This window comes from Polynucleobacter sp. MWH-Aus1W21 (assembly GCF_018687275.1).
Taxonomy (GTDB): domain Bacteria; phylum Pseudomonadota; class Gammaproteobacteria; order Burkholderiales; family Burkholderiaceae; genus Polynucleobacter.
Genome location: NZ_CP061287.1, coordinates 494,462 through 514,290, shown reverse-complemented (window position 1 = coordinate 514,290; position 19,829 = coordinate 494,462). Strand labels below are relative to the sequence as shown.

18 protein-coding genes and 1 tRNA gene are annotated in these 19,829 nt (G+C 45.7%); 11 read left to right on the top strand and 8 right to left on the bottom strand.

Features of this window, described 5'->3' with window-relative positions:
- Positions 1-27: 27 nt before the first annotated feature.
- Both ICW03_RS02720 and ICW03_RS02715 read right to left on the bottom strand, forming a co-directional pair.
- A complete protein-coding gene (locus tag ICW03_RS02720; RefSeq protein WP_215348677.1) occupies positions 28-537 on the bottom strand; it encodes a hypothetical protein in 510 nt (169 codons plus the stop codon).
- Complete coding sequence (locus ICW03_RS02715) at positions 534-2,375, bottom strand: potassium transporter Kup (protein WP_251374484.1); 1,842 nt, start codon at positions 2,373-2,375, stop codon at positions 534-536. The genes ICW03_RS02720 and ICW03_RS02715 overlap by 4 nt, the downstream gene beginning before the upstream one ends.
- 258 nt (positions 2,376-2,633) lie before the next feature.
- On the opposite strand from ICW03_RS02715, the gene ICW03_RS02710 reads away from it, so the two are divergent.
- Positions 2,634-2,710: transfer RNA gene (locus ICW03_RS02710), tRNA-Met, on the top strand.
- Positions 2,711-2,898: 188 nt separating this feature from the next.
- Here the strand turns inward: ICW03_RS02710 and ICW03_RS02705 are convergent.
- The 4 genes from ICW03_RS02705 to ICW03_RS02690 all read right to left on the bottom strand — a co-directional run bounded on the left by ICW03_RS02705 (position 2,899) and on the right by ICW03_RS02690 (position 8,176).
- Positions 2,899-5,265 (bottom strand): DNA internalization-related competence protein ComEC/Rec2, encoded by a 2,367-nt coding sequence (locus tag ICW03_RS02705; RefSeq protein WP_251374442.1) that lies wholly within the window; start codon positions 5,263-5,265, stop codon positions 2,899-2,901.
- Between the two features lie 112 nt (positions 5,266-5,377).
- Positions 5,378-6,214 carry a TatD family hydrolase gene (locus tag ICW03_RS02700; RefSeq protein WP_215350130.1) on the bottom strand — a complete coding sequence of 279 codons (837 nt, stop codon included), beginning with the start codon at positions 6,212-6,214 and terminating at the stop codon, positions 5,378-5,380.
- An 11-nt stretch (positions 6,215-6,225) separates the two neighbouring features.
- On the bottom strand, positions 6,226-6,921 hold the full coding sequence (locus ICW03_RS02695) for an ABC transporter ATP-binding protein (RefSeq protein ID WP_215348673.1): 696 nt from the start codon (positions 6,919-6,921) through the stop codon (positions 6,226-6,228).
- Positions 6,914-8,176: a lipoprotein-releasing ABC transporter permease subunit gene (locus ICW03_RS02690; protein ID WP_215348671.1), complete on the bottom strand. Its 1,263-nt coding sequence runs from the start codon at positions 8,174-8,176 to the stop codon at positions 6,914-6,916. Before ICW03_RS02690 ends, ICW03_RS02695 begins: the two co-directional genes overlap by 8 nt.
- A 46-nt stretch (positions 8,177-8,222) precedes the next feature.
- Here ICW03_RS02690 and ICW03_RS02685 point away from each other — a divergent pair, with 46 nt between their 5' ends.
- The 4 genes from ICW03_RS02685 to lysS all read left to right on the top strand — a co-directional run bounded on the left by ICW03_RS02685 (position 8,223) and on the right by lysS (position 13,688).
- A complete protein-coding gene (locus tag ICW03_RS02685; RefSeq protein ID WP_215348670.1) occupies positions 8,223-9,203 on the top strand; it encodes a hypothetical protein in 981 nt (326 codons plus the stop codon).
- A gap of 18 nt (positions 9,204-9,221) precedes the next feature.
- Entirely contained in the window at positions 9,222-10,973 is a 1,752-nt protein-coding gene (gene recJ / locus ICW03_RS02680; RefSeq protein ID WP_215348668.1) for a single-stranded-DNA-specific exonuclease RecJ, read from the top strand.
- Between the two features lie 34 nt (positions 10,974-11,007).
- Positions 11,008-12,112 (top strand): peptide chain release factor 2 gene (prfB, locus tag ICW03_RS02675; protein WP_215348666.1). Its coding sequence is split into 2 segments (ribosomal slippage): positions 11,008-11,088 and positions 11,090-12,112, totalling 1,104 coding nucleotides; the frame shifts between segments, so codons are not numbered across the junction.
- A gap of 31 nt (positions 12,113-12,143) precedes the next feature.
- Complete coding sequence (gene lysS / locus ICW03_RS02670; RefSeq protein WP_215348664.1) at positions 12,144-13,688, top strand: lysine--tRNA ligase; 1,545 nt, start codon at positions 12,144-12,146, stop codon at positions 13,686-13,688.
- Between the two features lie 48 nt (positions 13,689-13,736).
- Here lysS and ICW03_RS02665 read toward each other — a convergent pair whose 3' ends face one another.
- Positions 13,737-14,213 (bottom strand): disulfide bond formation protein B, encoded by a 477-nt coding sequence (locus ICW03_RS02665; protein WP_215348662.1) that lies wholly within the window; start codon positions 14,211-14,213, stop codon positions 13,737-13,739.
- Between the two features lie 168 nt (positions 14,214-14,381).
- On the opposite strand from ICW03_RS02665, the gene ICW03_RS02660 reads away from it, so the two are divergent.
- The 6 genes from ICW03_RS02660 to ICW03_RS02635 all read left to right on the top strand — a co-directional run bounded on the left by ICW03_RS02660 (position 14,382) and on the right by ICW03_RS02635 (position 19,274).
- Positions 14,382-15,158 (top strand): ferredoxin--NADP reductase, encoded by a 777-nt coding sequence (locus tag ICW03_RS02660; protein WP_215348661.1) that lies wholly within the window; start codon positions 14,382-14,384, stop codon positions 15,156-15,158.
- Positions 15,159-15,266: 108 nt separating this feature from the next.
- Positions 15,267-15,431 (top strand): hypothetical protein, encoded by a 165-nt coding sequence (locus tag ICW03_RS02655; RefSeq protein WP_215350355.1) that lies wholly within the window; start codon positions 15,267-15,269, stop codon positions 15,429-15,431.
- 15 nt (positions 15,432-15,446) lie between these two features.
- Positions 15,447-16,241, top strand: a complete 795-nt coding sequence (locus ICW03_RS02650) for a sulfite exporter TauE/SafE family protein (RefSeq protein WP_215348659.1) — start codon at positions 15,447-15,449, stop codon at positions 16,239-16,241.
- Positions 16,238-16,966, top strand: a complete 729-nt coding sequence (locus tag ICW03_RS02645) for a phosphoadenylyl-sulfate reductase (RefSeq protein WP_215348657.1) — start codon at positions 16,238-16,240, stop codon at positions 16,964-16,966. Before ICW03_RS02650 ends, ICW03_RS02645 begins: the two co-directional genes overlap by 4 nt.
- Positions 16,967-17,007: 41 nt before the next feature.
- Complete coding sequence (cysD, locus tag ICW03_RS02640) at positions 17,008-17,931, top strand: sulfate adenylyltransferase subunit CysD (RefSeq protein ID WP_215348655.1); 924 nt, start codon at positions 17,008-17,010, stop codon at positions 17,929-17,931.
- On the top strand, positions 17,931-19,274 hold the full coding sequence (locus ICW03_RS02635; protein WP_215348654.1) for a sulfate adenylyltransferase subunit 1: 1,344 nt from the start codon (positions 17,931-17,933) through the stop codon (positions 19,272-19,274). The genes cysD and ICW03_RS02635 overlap by 1 nt, the downstream gene beginning before the upstream one ends.
- A gap of 203 nt (positions 19,275-19,477) precedes the next feature.
- On the opposite strand, the gene fdx is transcribed toward ICW03_RS02635, so the two are convergent.
- Positions 19,478-19,816, bottom strand: coding sequence for an ISC system 2Fe-2S type ferredoxin (fdx, locus tag ICW03_RS02630; RefSeq protein WP_215348652.1), 339 nt, complete (start codon positions 19,814-19,816; stop codon positions 19,478-19,480).
- Between the last annotated feature and the right edge of the window lie 13 nt (positions 19,817-19,829).

The following is a 19,829-nucleotide window of genomic DNA, read 5'->3' as shown; positions in this document are numbered from 1 at the left end:
CCCAATGAAATTGAAATTAGTAAAACATTAATCGAGCTGAGTGCCCGCTTTATTTTCTTGCGCACGCTTAGGAGCATCTTTGCGACGCTGCTCTAGATCAGCCGCCCTAGTAGCAGCATCTTTTTGCTTCTGCTCAAATTCACGCTGATTTGCAACACGCTCAGCCGCTTTTTCTGGTGACGCTCTCTCGGCAGCGCGCTTGATATCTTCTTGGTTCTTAAGGCTTTCACGCAACTTACGCTGCACCTCATGCAAAGCCACCTCTTGCTCACGAATAGGGTCAATTTCTTTTCGATACAGCGCTCTGGCATCTTTTAAACAAGAATTAACCCAGTACTTTTGATAGCACTCAGACGAGGATTTTTCCCAGCGATACTTTGCCCACTCGCGCTGAATCTCTAACTCCTGTTCAATCCCGTTTAACTGCTCAAGCTCAGCCTCTTCTGCTGGAGTGGCCGATACAACACCGCTCAACGCAGATGACAACAAAAATATTGATATGAATATCTTTGATTGGAGTGAAAGATTCTTTCTCAAATCTCGACCTTCGCACCCAGCTCAACTAATCGATTCGCCGGAATCTTAAAGAAGTCAGATGGTTTAGCGGCATTTTGCATCATCCAACCAAAGAGCTTCTCTCTCCATAAAGCCATACCAGGAGAAGATGAGGGTACGATTGTATCGCGCGAAATAAAGAAAGAGGTGTCCATAACATCAAACTGAATGCCTTCTTGCGCCTCAATTAACTTGAGTACGTTATTAATATCCGGAGTTTCTTTAAATCCATGAACCGCTCGAACCAAATACACGCCGCCACCTAAATCCTTCATCGTAATACGCTGATCATCGTTTACGTATGGAACATCCCATGTGCTCAGCTTGACAAAAAATATACGCTCATGCATCACGCGATTATGTTTTAAGTTATGCAACATTGCCACAGGTACATAATCAACGTGCGCAGTCAAAAAGATGGCGGTACCCTCAACACGATGAGGTGGGTGAGCAAGCAAGCTTTGAACAAAAGCCTGCAAAGGAATAGAACCCTCCACCATCTTTGCACGCAAAAGTTTGCGGCCGCGATACCATGTAATCAGACATGTAAAGATTAAAAGACCGAGGAAGAGTGGATACCAACCACCATCTTTAATCTTAATGAGGTTTGCGCTCCAGAAAGCAAAATCCAAAGTAAAGAAAACTGTAGTAAGTCCGATAACCAATAATAGATTCATCTTCCATTCACGATACATCACCACCGCAAGTAAAACTGCAGTAATCATCATCGTTGACGTTACCGAAATACCGTATGCAGCTGCCAAATTAACAGATGCTCTAAACTCAATAATGGTGATTACCACCATAAACAAGAGAGCCCAGTTCACGACCGGTATGTAAATTTGCCCTTGCTCAGAATCCGATGTGTGCATGATTGTCATCCGCGGCATAAACCCGAGCAAAATTGCTTGGCTCACAAGCGAATATGCTCCTGAGATAACTGCCTGAGATGCAATCACAGTAGCCGCAGTTGCAAGCCCAACCACAGGCCACAGCGCCCAATCTGGAACCATTAAATAAAATGGGTTCGATGCCGCTTCAGGATTTGAAAGTAGCAACGCACCCTGACCAAGATAATTAATCAACAAACTAGGCAGAACAACAAATAACCAGGCATAGCGCACAGGATTGCGGCCAAAGTGACCCATATCCAAATACAAAGCCTCTACACCTGTCACCACGAGCACTACTGCACCCATCACGATATAAGCAGTTGTCGGATGCGCGACCACAAAGCTAACGGCGTGCAATGGGTTAATGGCTCCAATAATTTGAGGTGCCGCGCCAATATTAATTAGACCCAAAATAGCCAACACAATGAACCAGGTTAACGTAATGGGGCCAAAAAGCTTACCTACCGCTGCCGTTCCGTATCGTTGGATTAAAAAAAGTGCCACCAAGATAGCCAAGGAAATTGGAATAATAAATTTATGCAAGCCAGGAGCTGCAATTTCAATACCCTCAACTGCGGACAGAACGGAGATAGCCGGCGTAATTACCGACTCACCTAACAACATACAAGCACCAAGCATGCCAAGGATCATCAAGAAAAAATAGGTCTTGGAATCGCTTTTGTATGAACGCAACGCTAAGGCCATTAAAGATAGAACACCACCCTCACCCTTATTGTCTGCGCGCATCACAAACAGCACATACTTAAAGGTCACCACCAAAATGAGGGACCAAATCATCATGGCAATCACGCCAAAGAGCGCTTCAGGCGTGTATGCAATCCCATGCTCAGGATCAAAGCATTCTTTGAGAGCATACAAAGGACTTGTACCGATATCACCAAAAACTACGCCAATGGCAGCGAGCATCACTGCACCCAAACTTCCTTTTTTATGGCTGTTGGGGTCATCTTGCAAATTGACCGGGTTTAATAGCGTCGAACTGGAAAACTCTGGATTGCTAATTGACATTGCAGGCCTTTGGCTCTTTGTTGCGTGGCAATATATTACTCCCTAAATTGCGCCACCCCTAATGACTTTGGGCAAGCTAAAACCGCGTTTTTTGAGTCAATTTTGCAGAAAAGGTCGACAGTGGACTGCAAAAAATGGTAGAATCTACGCTTCAGACGCGGGGTGGAGCAGTCTGGCAGCTCGTCGGGCTCATAACCCGAAGGTCGTAGGTTCAAATCCTGCCCCCGCAACCAGTAATTCAGTACTAAGCCCTTAATTTTTAAGGGCTTTTTGCTTTTTTGGGTAATAAAAAAGTCTGATTTCTCAGATTTTTGAATTATTAAGTCTTGGGCTTAGCTGAAAAGCGCATCCATCTCGCCCATGTTGGAATGTTGTTATGCATAAAAAGTGGATTGGACGACCAACTTATTCAACTCCACATCTAGCGATGCCACAGTCGTTTTACATTACGCCTCCAAAATTGCGTCGAAGAATTTGCGCCATTCTTAAATAGCCAAGTCTGAAACCCTGTTTCCGGAGATTGATAAAAAGGAATACCTAAATCCTTGTAACGCGCAGTCACATCCGGATGCGGGTGTCCATATCGATTTCGATACCCATTTTGTGCAAATGCTTGATCAGACTCCAATTGCTTTAGAAGCGCCAATGAAGAAGATGTTTTGCTGCCATGATGGGGCGCCATAAATATCAACTCTCTTGTACCAATTTCTTGGAGCATTGCATCATCTAAACGTTCTGTGATCTCAGCTTCACCCTGTTTCTCAACATCGCCCGTTAACCAAAGTGAGCTTTGCGTATTGCGCACCTCAAGCACACAACTCATCTCATTTGGCTTTCCAGAATATTGATTAGAAAATATCGTTTCCTTGTCTGGATGCCAGATTATGAATTCAACACCATCCCATATCCAGCGTTGACCAAATCTACAAGGAATACTTGGGATTTTTCTGGCCCGAAAATTTTCCAGCAGGGGATTGTTAATAGGCAATGACCCCATCATAGAATCAAACTGAATATGTTTTAGCAGTGTCGCAGCACCGCCTACATGATCACTATCGCTATGACTAATTACCATGCGATCAATATGATCCACTCCCCCGCCACGCAAATATGGAAGAATGATTCTATGACCTGCATCATCCTTCTTACCCTGAATAGGCCCGGTGTCATAGAGCAATCTTCTATTTGCAGTTTCAATGAGCACCGCAGTACCCTGACCAATATCCAAAACGCTGGCTCTAAATTCTCCTTGAGCTAGACGAGATGCACTCAATAATTGGAAGATCGGAATAAACAACGGAATAGAAAAAACAATGCCAAGCAATCTCCCTTTCCATGTACCCCCAATATTGCCTGGACGGATCGCATAAATAATTCCCGCACTAGAAATTAGCAACAGCCACCACTCTGGTTGCCTTGACCAAACTACAGACCAACCCCAATTCGCCATCCATTCAAGAGCGATTGCCAAATATTCCATAGCCGCATGGGCAGGCCACATTAACCAGCGACCAATGAATTCGGGAAGCATGGCTCCAACGATTGCTAACGGCGTCACGATATAACTCACCAAAGGTATGGCAAAAGCATTTGCTAGTGGTGAAACAACCGAAACTTGATAAAACCAATACAAGGTAAGTGGTAACAATGCCAGCGTGACAACAGCCTGCACTCGACACGCCTCACGCAAAGCTTGAATCGCACGAAAAGACCAATGAACCTGCAACTCTTTCCCGGTTGGTATACCCAGCAAGCCAGATGAATCACCCATCGCATACAAAATGGCTGCAACCGCACCAAAAGATAGCCAAAAGCCTGGGGTATAGGGAGCCATAGGATCAATGAGCAGCACAAAAGCTAAAGCCCACCACCAGATATCAAACGATCGAGGATTTCTGCCGGTCCATAAAGCAAATGCCACAACACCGACCATGTACATGGTTCTCTGTGCGGGTATCTGAAAGCCGGCCAACCATGCGTAAATAAATGCTGTGACAAATCCAGAGATTGCTGCAACCTTGCTGACCGGCGCAATTAAAGGCCAAGTACGACGACGCCAAATAAAAGCGGCAATAGAAGCGCCCACGCCAGCCAACATCGTGACATGTAGTCCCGAAATTGAAATGAGATGCCCGATGCCAGTGGCATTGAACACTTGCCAGTCATCCTGATCAATTGCGTTTTGATCACCCATCACTAAAGCAATCAACACACCTACATATCTAGCATCGTCCGGCAGCATAGACTGTATCTTTTTTCGTAAGTGCCAACGCATAAGCTCCATACGCAACTCAATCTCAGTCCAGGCGATATCTTTATCCAGCAATAACTCTGCTGTCCTAACTGAACCACTTGCGCCAAAGTCCTGATGAAAGGACCAGCGCTCAAAATCGAAGGTATATGGATTAAGTGAGCCATAGGGACGCTTCAATTTAGACTTGAACCTCCAGCGCTGACCAGGAACAATATCTGGAATTGCCTGAGGATTCCTCCAGGCAGGCTGCCAACTTAAATAAATTCGCCTTGGAGAGTGCTCAAGAAGTTCTTTGCCCACACTAGCCCTATCAACCTCAAAAGCAAACTTTGCTCCCGACGAATTGCTTTGCGGCAATGCCGCTACCCTGCCCTCAAGATTTAACTCTTTGCCCTCCAACTCGAGAGCAAGAATATTCTTTAAGCGGCTTTCAGCATATCGAGCATTCCATACAAATCCCATTGCAAATAGCAAACCGATGATTGCAATCTTTTTAATCAGCGTGGATTGATGGTTAAAGTAAATTACTGACAAACACAGACTGCCGAATGCGATTCCGGCAAACGCCCAATGTTCCGGAACTTGCGGCAAAAAGAGAAGGAGCGACCCCCCGGCGATGAACGCCGTAATGGCTAAACGCAATGAATTAAGGGGCTAGATTGAGATTAGGTAAATCAGCGCAGAGAGCCGACCAGCGCGGTAATACATGCATCGCATTACTCCAAACCGCAGAAGCAAACTCAGCATCATCAACACCCCGAATCGATGCTAATTCTTTTGCAATTCTCTCAACAAAAGCAGGTTCATTAAAGGCAATGCCTTCTTCTCTAAGCCATGCAGGCGGAATATCAGGAGAATCCGTTTCAGTCACGATGCTATCTAGCGGCAACTCTTTTAAGAGTCTTCGAATTTGTAAGGCACGCTCATAGGTAGCTGCACCGCCAAAGCCTAACTTAAACCCAAGCTCAATAAATTGTTCGGCCTGCTGAAAGCTGCCATTAAAAGCATGGGCAATACCACCAGAGATATTGCGACGACGCAAAGCTTTTAGGATTGCGTCCTGTGATCGACGCACATGTAGGATCACAGGCAATTGATACTTCTGCGCTAAATCCAACTGTGCATTGAAAAAGAATTCCTGTTTATGAGGATCCAGATTCTCGACAAAGTAATCCAAACCAATTTCACCCACACCCACAAAACGGCAGTCAGAAAGCGCTTCAACGATATGCTTCTCAAGCGTAGCGATATCACTCTCTTGCGCTTGATTTGTATACAGAGGATGAATTCCAAGGGTGTAAACCAAGCCAGGGATCTCTTGGCTATATTGGTGGGTCAATTCTGTTACATGAGTGCAGTCGGCCGCCTTCACGGCTGGCAGCAATATTGCTTGAACGTTTTTTTCTTTAGCCGCACGGATCACTGCAGGCAATGAGTCTGCATATTCCGGGGCATCCAGGTGGCAATGGGTATCGATCCACATGGGATGTCTACTCACGCTGAAAATGTTTTCAATACTCCGCGCTCTAAATGCAAAATACGATCACAACGTTTAGCGCGCACGGGATCATGAGTCACGATCACAAAGGCAGTGCCTTGGTCGCGAGCTATGTTTAACATTAAATCAAAGACGCCATCAGCTGTCTCAGTATCTAGGTTACCAGTGGGTTCATCTGCCAGAACGCAAGCAGGATTGCCAACCAAGGCGCGAGCAACGGCGACACGCTGACGCTCTCCACCCGACAACTCACCCGGGGTATGTAACTCTCGAGCGGACAAGCCTACTGCTTTGAGCATTTTGCTAGCGCGATCCATCGACTCATCATTACTTAAACCGCGGATACGCAGCGGTAATGCAACATTCTCAGCAGCGCTAAATTCATCTAAGAGGTGATGGAACTGGTAAATGAAGCCCAAACTATGATTACGCAGCTGATCCAATTTCTTCACTGATAAGTTATTCAAGTTAGACCCAGCCAAAATCACTGAACCAGAGCTTGGATTATCTAAACCGCCCAAAAGATGTAGCAAAGTGCTTTTACCAGAACCCGAGGATCCAACAATGGCAAGCTTTTCTGAAGGCGCGACATCTAAATCAATCGCTTTAAGAACCTCAACTGCAGTAGGTCCTTGACCGTATGTCTTAGCCAGGCCTCTGGCTTTGAGCACTAAGTTCTCTAAATTACTCATAACGTAAAGCCTCCGCTGGCTGAACCTTAGCGGCTCTGCGACTTGGATACAAAGTTGCCAACACAGATAGGCCAAAGGCCATTAAGCCAACTGTCAACACATCACTAGCTCTAACATCAGAAGGTAGCTCGCTAATGAAATACACCTCACGCGGCAAAAATTGCACCCGGAATATTGCTTCAATGACAGGAACGATGACATCAATATTGAGCGCTATTAATACGCCTAAAGCAACCCCAGCTAAAGACCCTAACAAACCAATCGACAAACCTTGAATTAAAAATATTCTCTGAATAAGTCCAGGGCTTGCACCCATCGTTCTCAAAATGGCAATATCCGCCTGCTTCTCGTTTACCGTCATCACCAAGGTAGATACCAAATTAAATGCCGCAACAGCAATAATCAAAGTCAGAATGATGAACATCATCTTTTTCTCAGTCTGAACTGCTGCAAACCAATTGCGGTTAGATCTTGACCAGTCAGTCACCCATAATGCTTGAGGAACAATGGCAGCTAATTCATTGGCGATTGCCGGAGCGCGTTGCATATCGTCTACCTTGACACGTAGACCGGATGGATCGCGAAGCCGCAATAAGGCAGCAGCGTCCTTCCAATGCATGATAGCCAGGGAACTGTCATATTCATAATGACCGCTATCCACAATGCCCACTACCTGAAGTGTGCGCATACGAGGCATAGCGCCTGCTGGCGTTAAATCACTTTCAGGAACAATCAAATTAATACGATCGCCCACGTGCGCACCAACAATAGCTGCCAGTTGTGCACCTAGAGCAACCCCAAAACTTCCTGGCTTTAAATCATCAATACTGCCTGCAACAAATTGTTTTGGTAAGTCAGAAACCTTACCTTCCTCGCTAGGTAAGATGCCACGAATTGCTACACCGCGCATCATGCTCTCACGACTAAGAAGTCCTTGAGAGCTCACCATAGGTGCCACACCAACTACATGCGGCTGGGCCGCCACTTTAAGCGCCAGCGGCTCCCAGTTTGCCAAGCCATCAGGTGCGGTAATTTCCACATGGGATAGAACTGACAACATGCGATCTCGCACTTCTTTCTGAAAGCCATTCATGACAGAGAGAACCACGATCAGCGAAGCAACCCCTAAAGCGATACCTGCAGTAGAGATTCCGGAGATAAAGGATAGGAAGCCATCACGCTTTCCCACCGTCTTGCGACGCTTGGATCGGGTGTAGCGCAGGCCAATTTCTAGCTCAATAGGAAGTCTCAACATAGCCACAGTTTAGTGAATCGCGCGGGCAAACTGATGGAATACTCAAATGCCACCTAAAATCAGGGGAATGACTGCTAATTCCACCCCCACCCTAGGCCAACTTCGCCGTTTTACCCTGTTACTTTCAGGGGAAGACGTTTTGGACGAGCCTGAATACAAGGATGGGCCAAGGCAAGGTCTACCCCATGAGCGTTTTTTGCTCGGGGAAGCGGTACCCATTGCTCCGGTATTACTTCTTGGACAATCTGATCAGACAGTCAATCCAACCGAAGTCATTGCATGCCTACAACCAGTTCATCTTCACGCCACACGAGATCATCTCATTTTGATGGGGCAGAACCAGATTGATCTGACGGCAGAAGAATCCGTCCAACTACTCAATGCAGCACTCCCATTGTTAGAAGAAGATTTTCAGAACTCTGTCCTTTTTCAAAACCAGCACTATTGGTTTATGCCTGCAGGACCTTTTTCTAGTCTTGCCAGTTATAGCGTTGATCAAGCGCATGGCCGCAATATTGATTGGTGGATGCCGCGAGATACTCACGAAGAAGGTATTGCTAAGCGTTGGCGCAAACTTCAAAATGAAATTCAAATGCTCTGGCATATTGGTCCAGTAAACGAAGAGCGTGAAGAACGCGGCATGCCCAGCATTAACTCGCTCTGGATTAGTGGCATTGGAAAACTTAACGATGTTCGAGCACCTAAAGCACTGGAAAAATCAAAACGCTTAATTGGCCAGCACCCGATACTGGCTGGCTTAGCAAAGCTATTAGACCTTCCCTACGAAGTGATTTTGAATGGGAATAATCTAGCTGGCGCATTTGCTTGGCTTGAGCAACCTCAATTGGCATGGCCGCAACTCAGTGCAGCACTGCTAAATAAAAAGATTGATGAAGTTGCCCTCATTGACTTTCCAAAAGGTAAAGTTCGTGAGCGCGTTCTCACAATTAAAGATCTTCATAAAAAATCTTGGGCATTCTGGAAAAAGCCAGAGCCATTGACTTGGAAAGAAATTACTCAGCTATGAGTGATGTATGAGTTTTATATGAGTCTATTTTCTCAACGCCCTTTTTCAGAACGCACTGCCACTTGGTTGGCGCAGAGTGGATTGCATCCATTGCTAGCTCGTCTCTATGCTGCACGCGGTCTACAGTCTCCTGAAGAACTCTCACTGGACTTAAAGCAGCTCATTTCACCGGTTGAGCTTATGAATTGCATTAGCACCGCCACGTTGCTTGCAGATATTCTCGAGAAAAAAGAGTCGATGCTCATCGTTGCTGATTACGACTGCGATGGGGCTACCGCCTGTGCTGTTGGTCTCCGAGGCTTACGCATGCTGGGTGGGCCAGAGGCGCCCATTCAGTTTCTAGTTCCCAATCGCTTTACGATGGGATACGGACTCACACCCGAAGTGGTGGAATTGGCTGCACAGCAAAATCCCAAACCAAAATACTTGATTACTGTTGATAACGGTATCGCAAGCGAAGCCGGCGTTAATCGCGCCAAAGAGCTTGGTATGGAAGTTATTGTGACCGATCATCACCTGCCCGGAGACCATTTACCAAAAGCGCTGGCAATCGTAAATCCCAACCAACCGGGTTGCAACTTCCCAAGCAAGGCGCTTGCCGGTGTTGGCGTCATGTTTTATTTACTAGTCGCCCTTCGCGCTGAACTTCGCAAGCGTGGCAAATTTACAAATGAAACTCAACCTAAAGTTGAGAATCTTTTAGACCTGGTTGCTTTAGGAACAGTCGCAGACGTTGCACAACTCGATCGCAACAATCGCGTGCTGGTTTCTAATGGCTTAAAGCGCATTCGCGCAGGGATATCTCAGCCAGGTATTCAAGCGCTATTTCAAGCGGCTACACGTGATCCACGCAAAGCTAATACTTTTGACTTAGGATTTGCTATCGGCCCCAGACTTAATGCAGCCGGGCGTCTGGCGGATATGACTTTAGGCATTCGCTTACTCCTTACAGATAACCCCGATGAAGCCATGACACTGGCACATGAACTTGATCGCATTAATCGTGAACGCAGGGTCATTGAAACGGGAATGCAAGAAACTGCCCTCTCTCACCTAGCCGAAGACCAGCTTGCTGGATCGATACCAGAACGCAACAGTATTTGCTTATGGAATTCAGAGTGGCATCAAGGAGTCGTCGGCATCGTTGCATCGCGCTTAAAAGAACGCTTTAATAGACCGGCAATTGTATTTGCACCTGCTGATGGCAGCACGGGTGAAGAATTGCGTGGCTCAGGTCGTTCACTCACCGGCTTTCATTTAAGAGATGCATTAGACCTTGTTTCTAAACGTGAGCCTGGACTCATTCTGAAGTTTGGCGGCCATGCCATGGCGGCTGGCTTAACCATTCGTAAAAGTGATTTTGAGAAGTTTGATACCTGCTTTCAGGAAGTGGCGAGCAGTTTATTAACGGATGAATTACTAGAGCGTCGCCATGCGCACGATGGCTCTCTCGAGCTTTCTGAATTTACCCCTGAAATTGGCGACCTCCTGGCAGAAGAAATCTGGGGCCAAGGCTTCCCTCAGCCGGTGTTCTACGGGGAATTTGAGATTGCCCAGCAAAGCCTCATGAAAGAAAAACATCTTCGCTTAATGGTGAAGCCCATGGGGGCTGGAGCAAGCCTGAAACCATTAACAGCAGTTTGGTTTAACCGCACGCAAAGCCTGCCGGCCAAAGCCAGACTAGCCTATCGATTGGTAACTGACCGCTATCAAGGTCAAGCTCGCGTTCAGCTGATGATTGAAGCCCATGATGAGGCCTCTGGCGCCTGAGGGTCTGCAGCAATAACCCCCTTATAATCAGGGGATGGAAGCTGAACAACTAAATATTATTTCGAATACCTTGTCCGATCTGCTCACCCGTGAGCAAGCTCTTCGGGGGTATCTTTGACTTCGACGTAAAGTCACGTCGCCTTACCGAAGTTAATTCAATACTGGAAGATCCCACAATTTGGGATGATCAAAAGAAAGCACAAGCGCTGGGCAAAGAAAAGAAATTGCTCGATGGCGTAGTTGCCACTCTTACCGATCTCAATACCAATATTACTAGTGCTCTTGAGCTATTCGATATGGCTAAAGAGGAAAGCGATTTTGAAACAATTGCTGCCATTGAGCAAGATGTTGAAAGCTATAGCAAGATTATTGGCGACCTCGAGTTCCGTCGCATGTTCCACAATGAGATGGATTCTTGTAATTGCTTTATCGATATTCAAGCAGGCGCTGGTGGAACAGAAGCCTGCGACTGGGCCAGCATGCTCTATCGCCAATACCTCAAGTATTGCGAACGCAAAGGCTATAAAACTGAAATCCTCGAAGAATCAGACGGCGACGTTGCTGGTATTAAGAGTGCAACCATCAAGGTCGATGGTGAATATGCTTATGGTCATCTTCGCTCCGAAACTGGTGTGCATCGTCTAGTACGTAAGTCACCATTTGACTCTTCTAACGGACGTCACACTTCGTTTGCTTCTATCTACGTGTATCCAGAGATCGATGACTCGATTGAAATTGAAGTGAATCCAGCCGACATTCGTACCGATACCTATCGTGCCTCTGGTGCGGGTGGACAGCATATTAATAAAACGGATTCTGCAGTTCGTTTAACCCATATTCCAACCGGAATTGTGGTGCAGTGTCAGAACGACCGAAGCCAGCACCGCAACCGTGCTGAAGCTATGACGATGTTGAAGTCTCGCCTCTACGAACATGAGATGCAAAAGCGTCGCGCTGAGCAGGACAAACTAGAGGCTAGTAAGACCGATGTAGGTTGGGGTCATCAGATCCGCTCCTATGTATTAGATCAAAGCCGCATTAAAGATTTACGTACTAACGTTGAGATTTCGAATACCCAAAAAGTATTGGATGGCGATCTCGATGCCTTTATTGAAGCCAGCCTGAAACAAGGCGTATAAAACTAACACCCATTACCGCGTCACTATAGATATGAACGATAAAACTACCCCAGCAGCAACGACTCAAATCGTAGATGAAAATCACATCATTGCGGAGCGCCGTGAAAAACTTGCCAAGCTCCGCGCTGGCGGTGTTGCATTCCCAAATGATTTTGTCCCAACTCATTTATCTGCTGACTTACATGCACACTATGACAGCTTGACCAAAGAAGAGTTGGCTGAGAAGCAAGTTCATGTCAAAGTAGCGGGACGTATGGTTCTTAAGCGCGTTATGGGTAAAGCGAGTTTTGCAACCATCCAAGATCGCAGTGGACAAATTCAGTTCTATATCAATGATGAGCTCAGCGGCGCTGATGTTCATGGCGCCTTCAAGCATTGGGACATGGGCGACTTTATCTCTGCTGAAGGCAATCTCTTTAAGACTAATAAGGGTGAGTTGTCCGTAGAGTGCAGCAATTTACGCCTCTTGAGCAAATCCTTGCGCCCATTACCAGATAAGTTCCACGGCCTCTCAGATCTAGAGACTAAGTATCGCCAACGCTATGTTGATTTAATTGTTAACCCTGAAAGTCGTAATACATTTAAGGCACGTAGTAACGCGATCGCCTCATTACGTCGCCATATGCTAGATGCCGACTTCATGGAAGTTGAAACACCGATGCTTCACCCGATTCCAGGTGGCGCAGCAGCTAAGCCGTTCATTACTCACCACAATGCTCTTGATATGCAAATGTTCTTGCGTATTGCACCTGAGCTTTACCTCAAGCGTTTGGTAGTCGGTGGTTTTGAACGTGTCTTTGAAATCAATCGTAACTTCCGTAACGAAGGCGTAAGCCCACGTCACAATCCAGAATTCACCATGATGGAATTCTATGCAGCCTATACAGATTACCGTTGGCTCATGGACTTCACCGAAGGATTAATTCGTGCTGCCGCAATTGATGCACAAGGCACTGCCGTATTGACACATCAAGGCCGCGAGCTTGATCTGAGCAAGCCATTCCAACGCTTGACCATTACTGAAGCAATCCTCAAGTACTGCGGTCAATCAGGCAAGAGCTATGAAGCGGCCCAGCTTGATGACATCAACTTCATTCGCACTGAATTGAAAAAAGGTGGTGAGAATCCAGATGCCCCTACTCTCAAGAATGCCGGCATTGGCGCCCTTCAATTGGCTCTTTTTGAATTGGTTGCTGAAGAGCACCTCTGGGAGCCGACTTACATCATTGATTACCCAATCGAGGTAAGCCCACTCGCAAGAGAATCCGATACTCGCCCAGGCATTACTGAGCGCTTTGAACTCTTTATTACTGGCCGTGAAATTGCCAATGGCTTCTCCGAGTTAAACGATGCTGAAGATCAAGCCAATCGTTTCCGTAAACAAGTAGAGCAAAAAGAAGCTGGCGACGAAGAAGCAATGTACTTCGATCATGACTTCATCCGCGCGCTCGAGTACGGCATGCCTCCAACTGGTGGTTGCGGTATCGGTATCGATCGCTTAGTAATGCTACTTACAGACGCTCCAAATATTCGTGACGTGATTCTGTTCCCACACTTACGTCGCGAAGAAGAGTAATTAATTCTAGAGTAAGCAAAAGGCACCCTAGGGTGCCTTTTTTATTACTTAGGATTTCCTAAAGAAGGTAATTAACAATATCAATAAGAGAACCGTAAACCACAGCAAGGACCACTCTGGTACTTGCAATCCCAAAATAGCCGGGAGCTTTGCAGAACACAAACCATCTGCCTTAAATAACCAAGGAAAATTATTCGCTAGCTGAAATTGATTAATCCAAGTCTCCAAAGGATCTATTCCGCAGGATTCACTTGGGTGAGACAAGAGCCAAACATGATGGCCAGCTACTGAAGTACCATATCCAGCAGCCAAAATTGCCAAGCTATGAAATAGCTTTCTAAAGGGTGTAATACAGGCAGCAAACAAACAAGAAAAGGCGACCCCGAGATAGCCAACCCTTTGCAAAACACACAAAGGACATGGCATGAAACTGACACCTTGGTACCCAACCTGCTGCAAGACAACGGCAAATATCACCAAGCCCAAAATAAAAAAGGACAGGAATAGGTACTGGATTCTTTTCATTACTAGATGATAGTCAATGGGCTTTAAACCCCCTGTAAATATGTCCTTTATTACTAAAAGTCTGATCTATATCACTACAGAGTCCTATTTTTGCTGGGAATGACCTCAATTTAGACCTACAAGAATGGGATAATTATCTCTTTGCTACCTTCTAATTAATACGCATTTATGGCCGCATACAACACCGAAACCGTTTTATCAGTTCACCACTGGAACGACACTCTTTTTAGTTTTACAACCACCCGCAATAAGGGCTTGCGCTTTCGTAGCGGTCACTTCTTGATGATTGGCCTGGAAGTAGAAGGTAAACCCTTGGTGCGCGCTTATAGCGTTGCTAGCCCTAACTATGAAGAGCATCTCGAGTTCCTAAGTATTAAAGTTCAAGATGGTCCCTTAACTTCACGCCTGCAAAAGATTCAAGTTGGCGACCCAATTCTAGTAAGTGAAAAGTCAGTTGGCACCCTAGTGTTAGATGACTTAAATCCAGGAAAGCATCTTTACTTATTCAGTACTGGCACTGGTCTTGCGCCATTCATGAGCATTATTCGTGATCCCGAAACGTATGAGAAGTTTGAAAAGGTTGTTCTTATCCATGGCGTACGTCTAGTAAGCGAATTAGCTTATGAGGACTACATTAAAAATGAGCTCACTCAAGATGAATACTTGGGCGAACTCATTCGCGAAAAACTCATTTATTACCCAACAGTGACACGCGAGGCTTTCAAGCACACCGGTCGTCTCACTACTGCTATTGAATCTGGTCAACTCTTTAAAGATATTGGCTTGCCACCGCTTGATCCAGCAGTGGATCGCGCCATGATTTGCGGCAGCCCTTCCATGCTTAAGGAAACCTCAGAGATGCTTGATGCCAAAGGCTTTAAGGTCTCTCCAAGCCTTGGTCAACTCGGCGACTACGTCTTTGAACGTGCATTTGTAGAGAAATAAAGATATTCTATATATCTAAAAGTAATTTAGATATCGCTATATATTCCTTGTGGATATATAGCCCCCTTGGTAAATTATTCCTAACAAGATATTTACCAAGGAATTCAAATGTCACCTGTACGTGAACATTACAACCCAGTAATCACAAAATTGTTGCGTGAACACGATCAACTCCCTATTGAACGGGTGGTTGAACGGAAGTCTTTTCAGCGTCAAATTCTGTTCCTCATGAATGCCATCAAGCTCGAAGAGTTTGAACAATCATTTGCCTAAATCGAGGATCATTTCATGCTGCAATTTTTTCAAGAGTCGTCTCAATTTATTATTTCTGGGGCTTTGGTTGGGTTACTAGTAGGGATGACTGGCGTTGGCGGAGGCTCACTAATGACGCCTTTATTAACAATTCTCTTTGGTGTTGCCCCAACAACAGCAGTAGGAACAGACCTTGCCTTTGCTGCGATTACAAAAGGTTTTGGCACTGCCGCGCACCGCTTACATGGCAATGTTCGCTGGGACATAGTTAGATTACTCTGTATAGGTAGCTTGACTACAGCCATCATCTCTATCTTAGCGTTGAAATATATCGGGCCAGTCTCAAAAGACTTTAATCACCTCATTAGCTTTTCCATTGGAGTTTCGGTGCTATTAACAGCAGCTTCACTTCTATTTAGAGCAAAAATTCTGAAGTGGATCCAAGCCAATCCGAAATATCTCCCAACTGGCAAAGCATTACAAATTTCTACCATTAGCGTTGGCGCTGTAATTGGTGTTCTCGTAACGGTTTCATCAATCGGTGCCGGAGCAATTGGTGCAACCTTGATTTTGTTGCTATATCCCCATCTCAAGGCATCTGAAGTCGCTGGTACTGATATTGCTTATGCGGTCCCATTAACAGCACTCGCAGGATTAGGCCACTGGTGGCTTGGCAATGTTCACTTCGACCTTTTATTTGGTTTATTGCTCGGGTCAGTTCCTGCCATATGGTTAGGAGCGAAACTTTCTAGCACCCTTTCAGAGAAAGCCACAAGAACAACGCTTGCTGGCACCCTATTCCTAGTGGGAATCAAGTTAGTCACCTCATGATCGCTCCTGAATTTTGGTCAATTCCACCAAGTACCCTAACCCCTGCGGAGCTTGCCGAAAAGTCTGCCGTTCTAAAGCAGCGTTTAGCTGACATTTCCTCACGCTTCTCTGATGTTCGCTTTGCAACCAGCCTCGCTGCAGAAGACATGGTGATTACCGATGCTATTGCTAAGGCTGGTGCCGAGATTAAGTTATTCACATTAGCGACAGGACGCCTGCATCAAGAGACGGTGGATATGGTCAAAACTACAGAAGATCACTACGGTATAGCTATTGAAAAGGTCTACCCACAAGAAAGCGATGTTCAAGCTTTTATTGATCAATATGGCATGAATGGTTTTTACGATGGTGAAGAGCCTAAAAAAGCATGCTGTGGTGCACGCAAGATTAGACCCCTAAATGCCGCATTACTTGGGGCCGATGCCTGGATCACCGGTCAGCGTCGCGAACAATCTACTACACGTACCGAACTCAATCTAGAAGAGCTTGATGATGCGAGAGGCATCGCAAAGTTCAATCCTTTGTTTGATTGGAGTGAAGAAGATATTTGGGCTTACATCAAACAAGAAAACGTTCCCGTTCATCCACTACACCTCAAGGGCTACCCCAGCATTGGCTGCGAGCCCTGTACCCGTCAGGTGAAGAAGGGTGAAGACATTCGAGCTGGTCGCTGGTGGTGGTTGCAAAGCGATAGCAAAGAATGTGGCTTGCACGTTAATAAATAATTCAATTTCATCATTAAAACTTAGCAGAAATTACTTTCAGAATGTCAGAACAAAAATTACTTGATGATCACTTAGATTGGCTTGAAGCCGAATCGATCTACATCATCCGCGAAGTGGTAGCGCAATGCTCCAACCCAGCTATGCTGTTCTCCGGTGGCAAAGACTCTATTGTGATGTTCCACCTAGCTCGTAAAGCGTTTCAATTTGGCGATCGTCCTGTAAAGCTGCCTTTCCCTATATTGCATATTGATACTGGCCACAACTATCCAGAAGTGATTGCCTATCGTGATGCTGTGGTCGAAAAAACTGGTGTGAAATTGATCGTAGGTCATGTTGAAGACTCGATTAAGAAAGGCACCGTTCGCTTACGCAAAGAAACGGATTCTCGCAATGCGGCGCAAGCAGTAACCCTCTTGGAGGCTATTGCTGAGCATGAGTTCGACGCCTTAATGGGTGGCGCACGTCGTGATGAAGAAAAAGCCCGTGCTAAAGAGCGTATCTTTTCTTTCCGCGATGAATTCGGTCAATGGGATCCAAAGGCACAACGTCCTGAGCTCTGGAACCTCTACAATGCCCGCATCGCCAAAGGCGAGAACATGCGCGTGTTCCCAATCTCCAACTGGACTGAGCTTGATATTTGGCAATACATTTCTCGCGAGAAATTAGAACTTCCAAGCATCTACTACACACATGAACGTGAAGTAGTGAAGAAAAATAATTTACTAGTTCCGGTAACTGACGTAACGCCAAAAGCAGCTGGTGACATCAGTGAAATCCTAAATGTACGTTTCCGTACCGTAGGTGATATCAGTTGCACCTGCCCCGTGTTGAGTACTGCAGGCACCCCTTTAGAGATCATTGCCGAAACCGCGATTACTGAAATCACTGAGCGTGGCGCAACTCGCATGGACGATCAAACCAATGAGGCCTCAATGGAGCGCCGCAAGAAAGAAGGTTACTTCTGATGACTACTAATCAACATCAAAACGTTGTTCGCTTCATTACTGCTGGTAGCGTAGATGATGGAAAAAGTACCCTGATTGGGCGCTTGCTCTATGACACCAAATCTATTTTGGTAGACCAATTAGAGTCTCTCTCTAAAACCAAACATGCACGCGTTACCTCCTCTGATGCAGGCGTTGATCTAGCCCTCCTCACAGACGGCCTAGAGGCTGAGCGTGAGCAAGGCATCACCATTGATGTGGCTTATCGCTATTTCTCTACCCCTAAACGTAAGTTCATTGTTGCTGACGCTCCAGGTCACGAGCAATACACTCGCAACTTAGTGACTGGTGCATCTCAATCTGATGTTGCAGTCATTTTGGTTGATGCAACACGCGTTGATCTCAATACCACTCCAGCCACTTTATTAGCGCAGACTAAACGTCACGCAGCGATTGTGCATTTATTAGGTCTTCGACATGTGGTATTTGCTGTCAATAAGATGGACTTATATGAGTTTGATGAGAAAGTATTTAATACCATCAAGACATCTATTGAAGATCTCACCCAAAAGATTGGCTTACCTAAGCCAACATTGATTCCGATCTCCGCATTGCTTGGGGCCAATGTCGTTACTGCCAGCAAACATACTCCTTGGTACAAAGGCCCTACCCTTTTAGAGTGGCTTGAGAGTTTAGACGCCAGCCCCGAGTCTGAAAAGCTTGCACTCCGTTTCCCGGTGCAGTACGTTGCACGTCAAGACGGCAGTGCTTCAGATGATTTCCGCGGCTACCTCGGAGAAATTGAGTCTGGCAGCATCCGTAAGGGTCAAAAGATTAAAGTTCTGCCAAGCGGGTCTGAAGCGACTGTTACCGAGATTTATTTAGGTAATCGCTCTACCAGCAAGCAAACCAATGGCAGCAATACCGTAGATTCAGCTGAAACGGGTCAAGCAGTTGCCATTCAATTATCTGAAGATATTGATGTATCACGCGGCTCTTTATTTATTAGCGTTGAAGATAGCAATCCACCGGTATTAAGCAAGCAACTTTCTGCTGATTTATGCTGGTTAGATAGCGAACCACTCTCATTGAGTCGTAAATATGCTTTGCGACACACCACCAATACCGTTGGTGCAAAAGTGAAGAACATTCAACAAGTTTTAGATGTTCAAACCTTGTCTCAAGCTAGTGATGTCCACGCACTATCCACCAATGAGATTGGTCGAGTTGATTTCATGCTGCAAAAACCAATCGTTGCGGACTTGTTTGATCAATCCCAGCGTACTGGTGCCTTTATCTTGATCGATGAAGCTACAAACCATACGGTTGCTGCAGGTATGATTCGTGAGGCCGTAGCGCAGTAAGCATTGTTGCCTCGTATTTAAAAAGCCTCGCAATGCGGGGCTTTTTCATTTACCAAAAAGAAAAGCCACCCCGAAGGATGGCTTAAAAGATTTTTTTGGAGGTACTACCTAAAGAATGAACTACGAATTCATACTAATCCTCTAGAAACTTCTGCTTTGTGTCATATGCATGATTGCAGGCATTAATGCTTTATTTTGGTGCGTTAATGGTTCTCTTTGGCGTGATTTATTGAATATTTAGGGATTTCAATTACTAAATCCTGCTTTGCCACAATAGCTTGGCAAGACAAACGGGACTGAGGATTTAAACCCCAGGCGCGGTCAAGCATGTCTTCCTCATTCTCATCAGGAGGATTGAGACTTTGGAAACCCTCTTTCACAATGACGTGGCAGGTGGTACATGCGCAGACCATATCGCAGGCATGTTCAATCGGAATGTCATTCTCTAGCAAAGCTTCACAAATCGAAGTGCCTGGAGCAACTTCTACAACTGCACCTTCAGGGCAATACTCACTATGCGGTAGTACAACGATTTGAGTCATGATTCTTTTCTAT

What these genes read in the sequence shown, in the direction of transcription:
- ICW03_RS02650 (WP_215348659.1), top strand. Translation starts at nt 15,447, where the DNA reads ATGCTGCAATTTTTTCAAGAGTCGTCTCAATTTATTATTTCTGGGGCT.
- ICW03_RS02655 (WP_215350355.1), top strand. Translation starts at nt 15,267, where the DNA reads ATGTCACCTGTACGTGAACATTACAACCCAGTAATCACAAAATTGTTG.
- ICW03_RS02660 (WP_215348661.1), top strand. Translation starts at nt 14,382, where the DNA reads ATGGCCGCATACAACACCGAAACCGTTTTATCAGTTCACCACTGGAAC.
- recJ (WP_215348668.1), top strand. Translation starts at nt 9,222, where the DNA reads ATGAGTCTATTTTCTCAACGCCCTTTTTCAGAACGCACTGCCACTTGG.
- ICW03_RS02690 (WP_215348671.1), bottom strand. Translation starts at nt 8,176, where the DNA reads ATGTTGAGACTTCCTATTGAGCTAGAAATTGGCCTGCGCTACACCCGA.
- ICW03_RS02635 (WP_215348654.1), top strand. Translation starts at nt 17,931, where the DNA reads ATGACTACTAATCAACATCAAAACGTTGTTCGCTTCATTACTGCTGGT.
- cysD (WP_215348655.1), top strand. Translation starts at nt 17,008, where the DNA reads ATGTCAGAACAAAAATTACTTGATGATCACTTAGATTGGCTTGAAGCC.
- ICW03_RS02645 (WP_215348657.1), top strand. Translation starts at nt 16,238, where the DNA reads ATGATCGCTCCTGAATTTTGGTCAATTCCACCAAGTACCCTAACCCCT.
- fdx (WP_215348652.1), bottom strand. Translation starts at nt 19,816, where the DNA reads ATGACTCAAATCGTTGTACTACCGCATAGTGAGTATTGCCCTGAAGGT.
- ICW03_RS02715 (WP_251374484.1), bottom strand. Translation starts at nt 2,375, where the DNA reads ATGCTCGCTGCCATTGGCGTAGTTTTTGGTGATATCGGTACAAGTCCT.
- lysS (WP_215348664.1), top strand. Translation starts at nt 12,144, where the DNA reads ATGAACGATAAAACTACCCCAGCAGCAACGACTCAAATCGTAGATGAA.
- ICW03_RS02695 (WP_215348673.1), bottom strand. Translation starts at nt 6,921, where the DNA reads ATGAGTAATTTAGAGAACTTAGTGCTCAAAGCCAGAGGCCTGGCTAAG.
- ICW03_RS02665 (WP_215348662.1), bottom strand. Translation starts at nt 14,213, where the DNA reads ATGAAAAGAATCCAGTACCTATTCCTGTCCTTTTTTATTTTGGGCTTG.
- ICW03_RS02700 (WP_215350130.1), bottom strand. Translation starts at nt 6,214, where the DNA reads ATGTGGATCGATACCCATTGCCACCTGGATGCCCCGGAATATGCAGAC.
- ICW03_RS02685 (WP_215348670.1), top strand. Translation starts at nt 8,223, where the DNA reads ATGCCACCTAAAATCAGGGGAATGACTGCTAATTCCACCCCCACCCTA.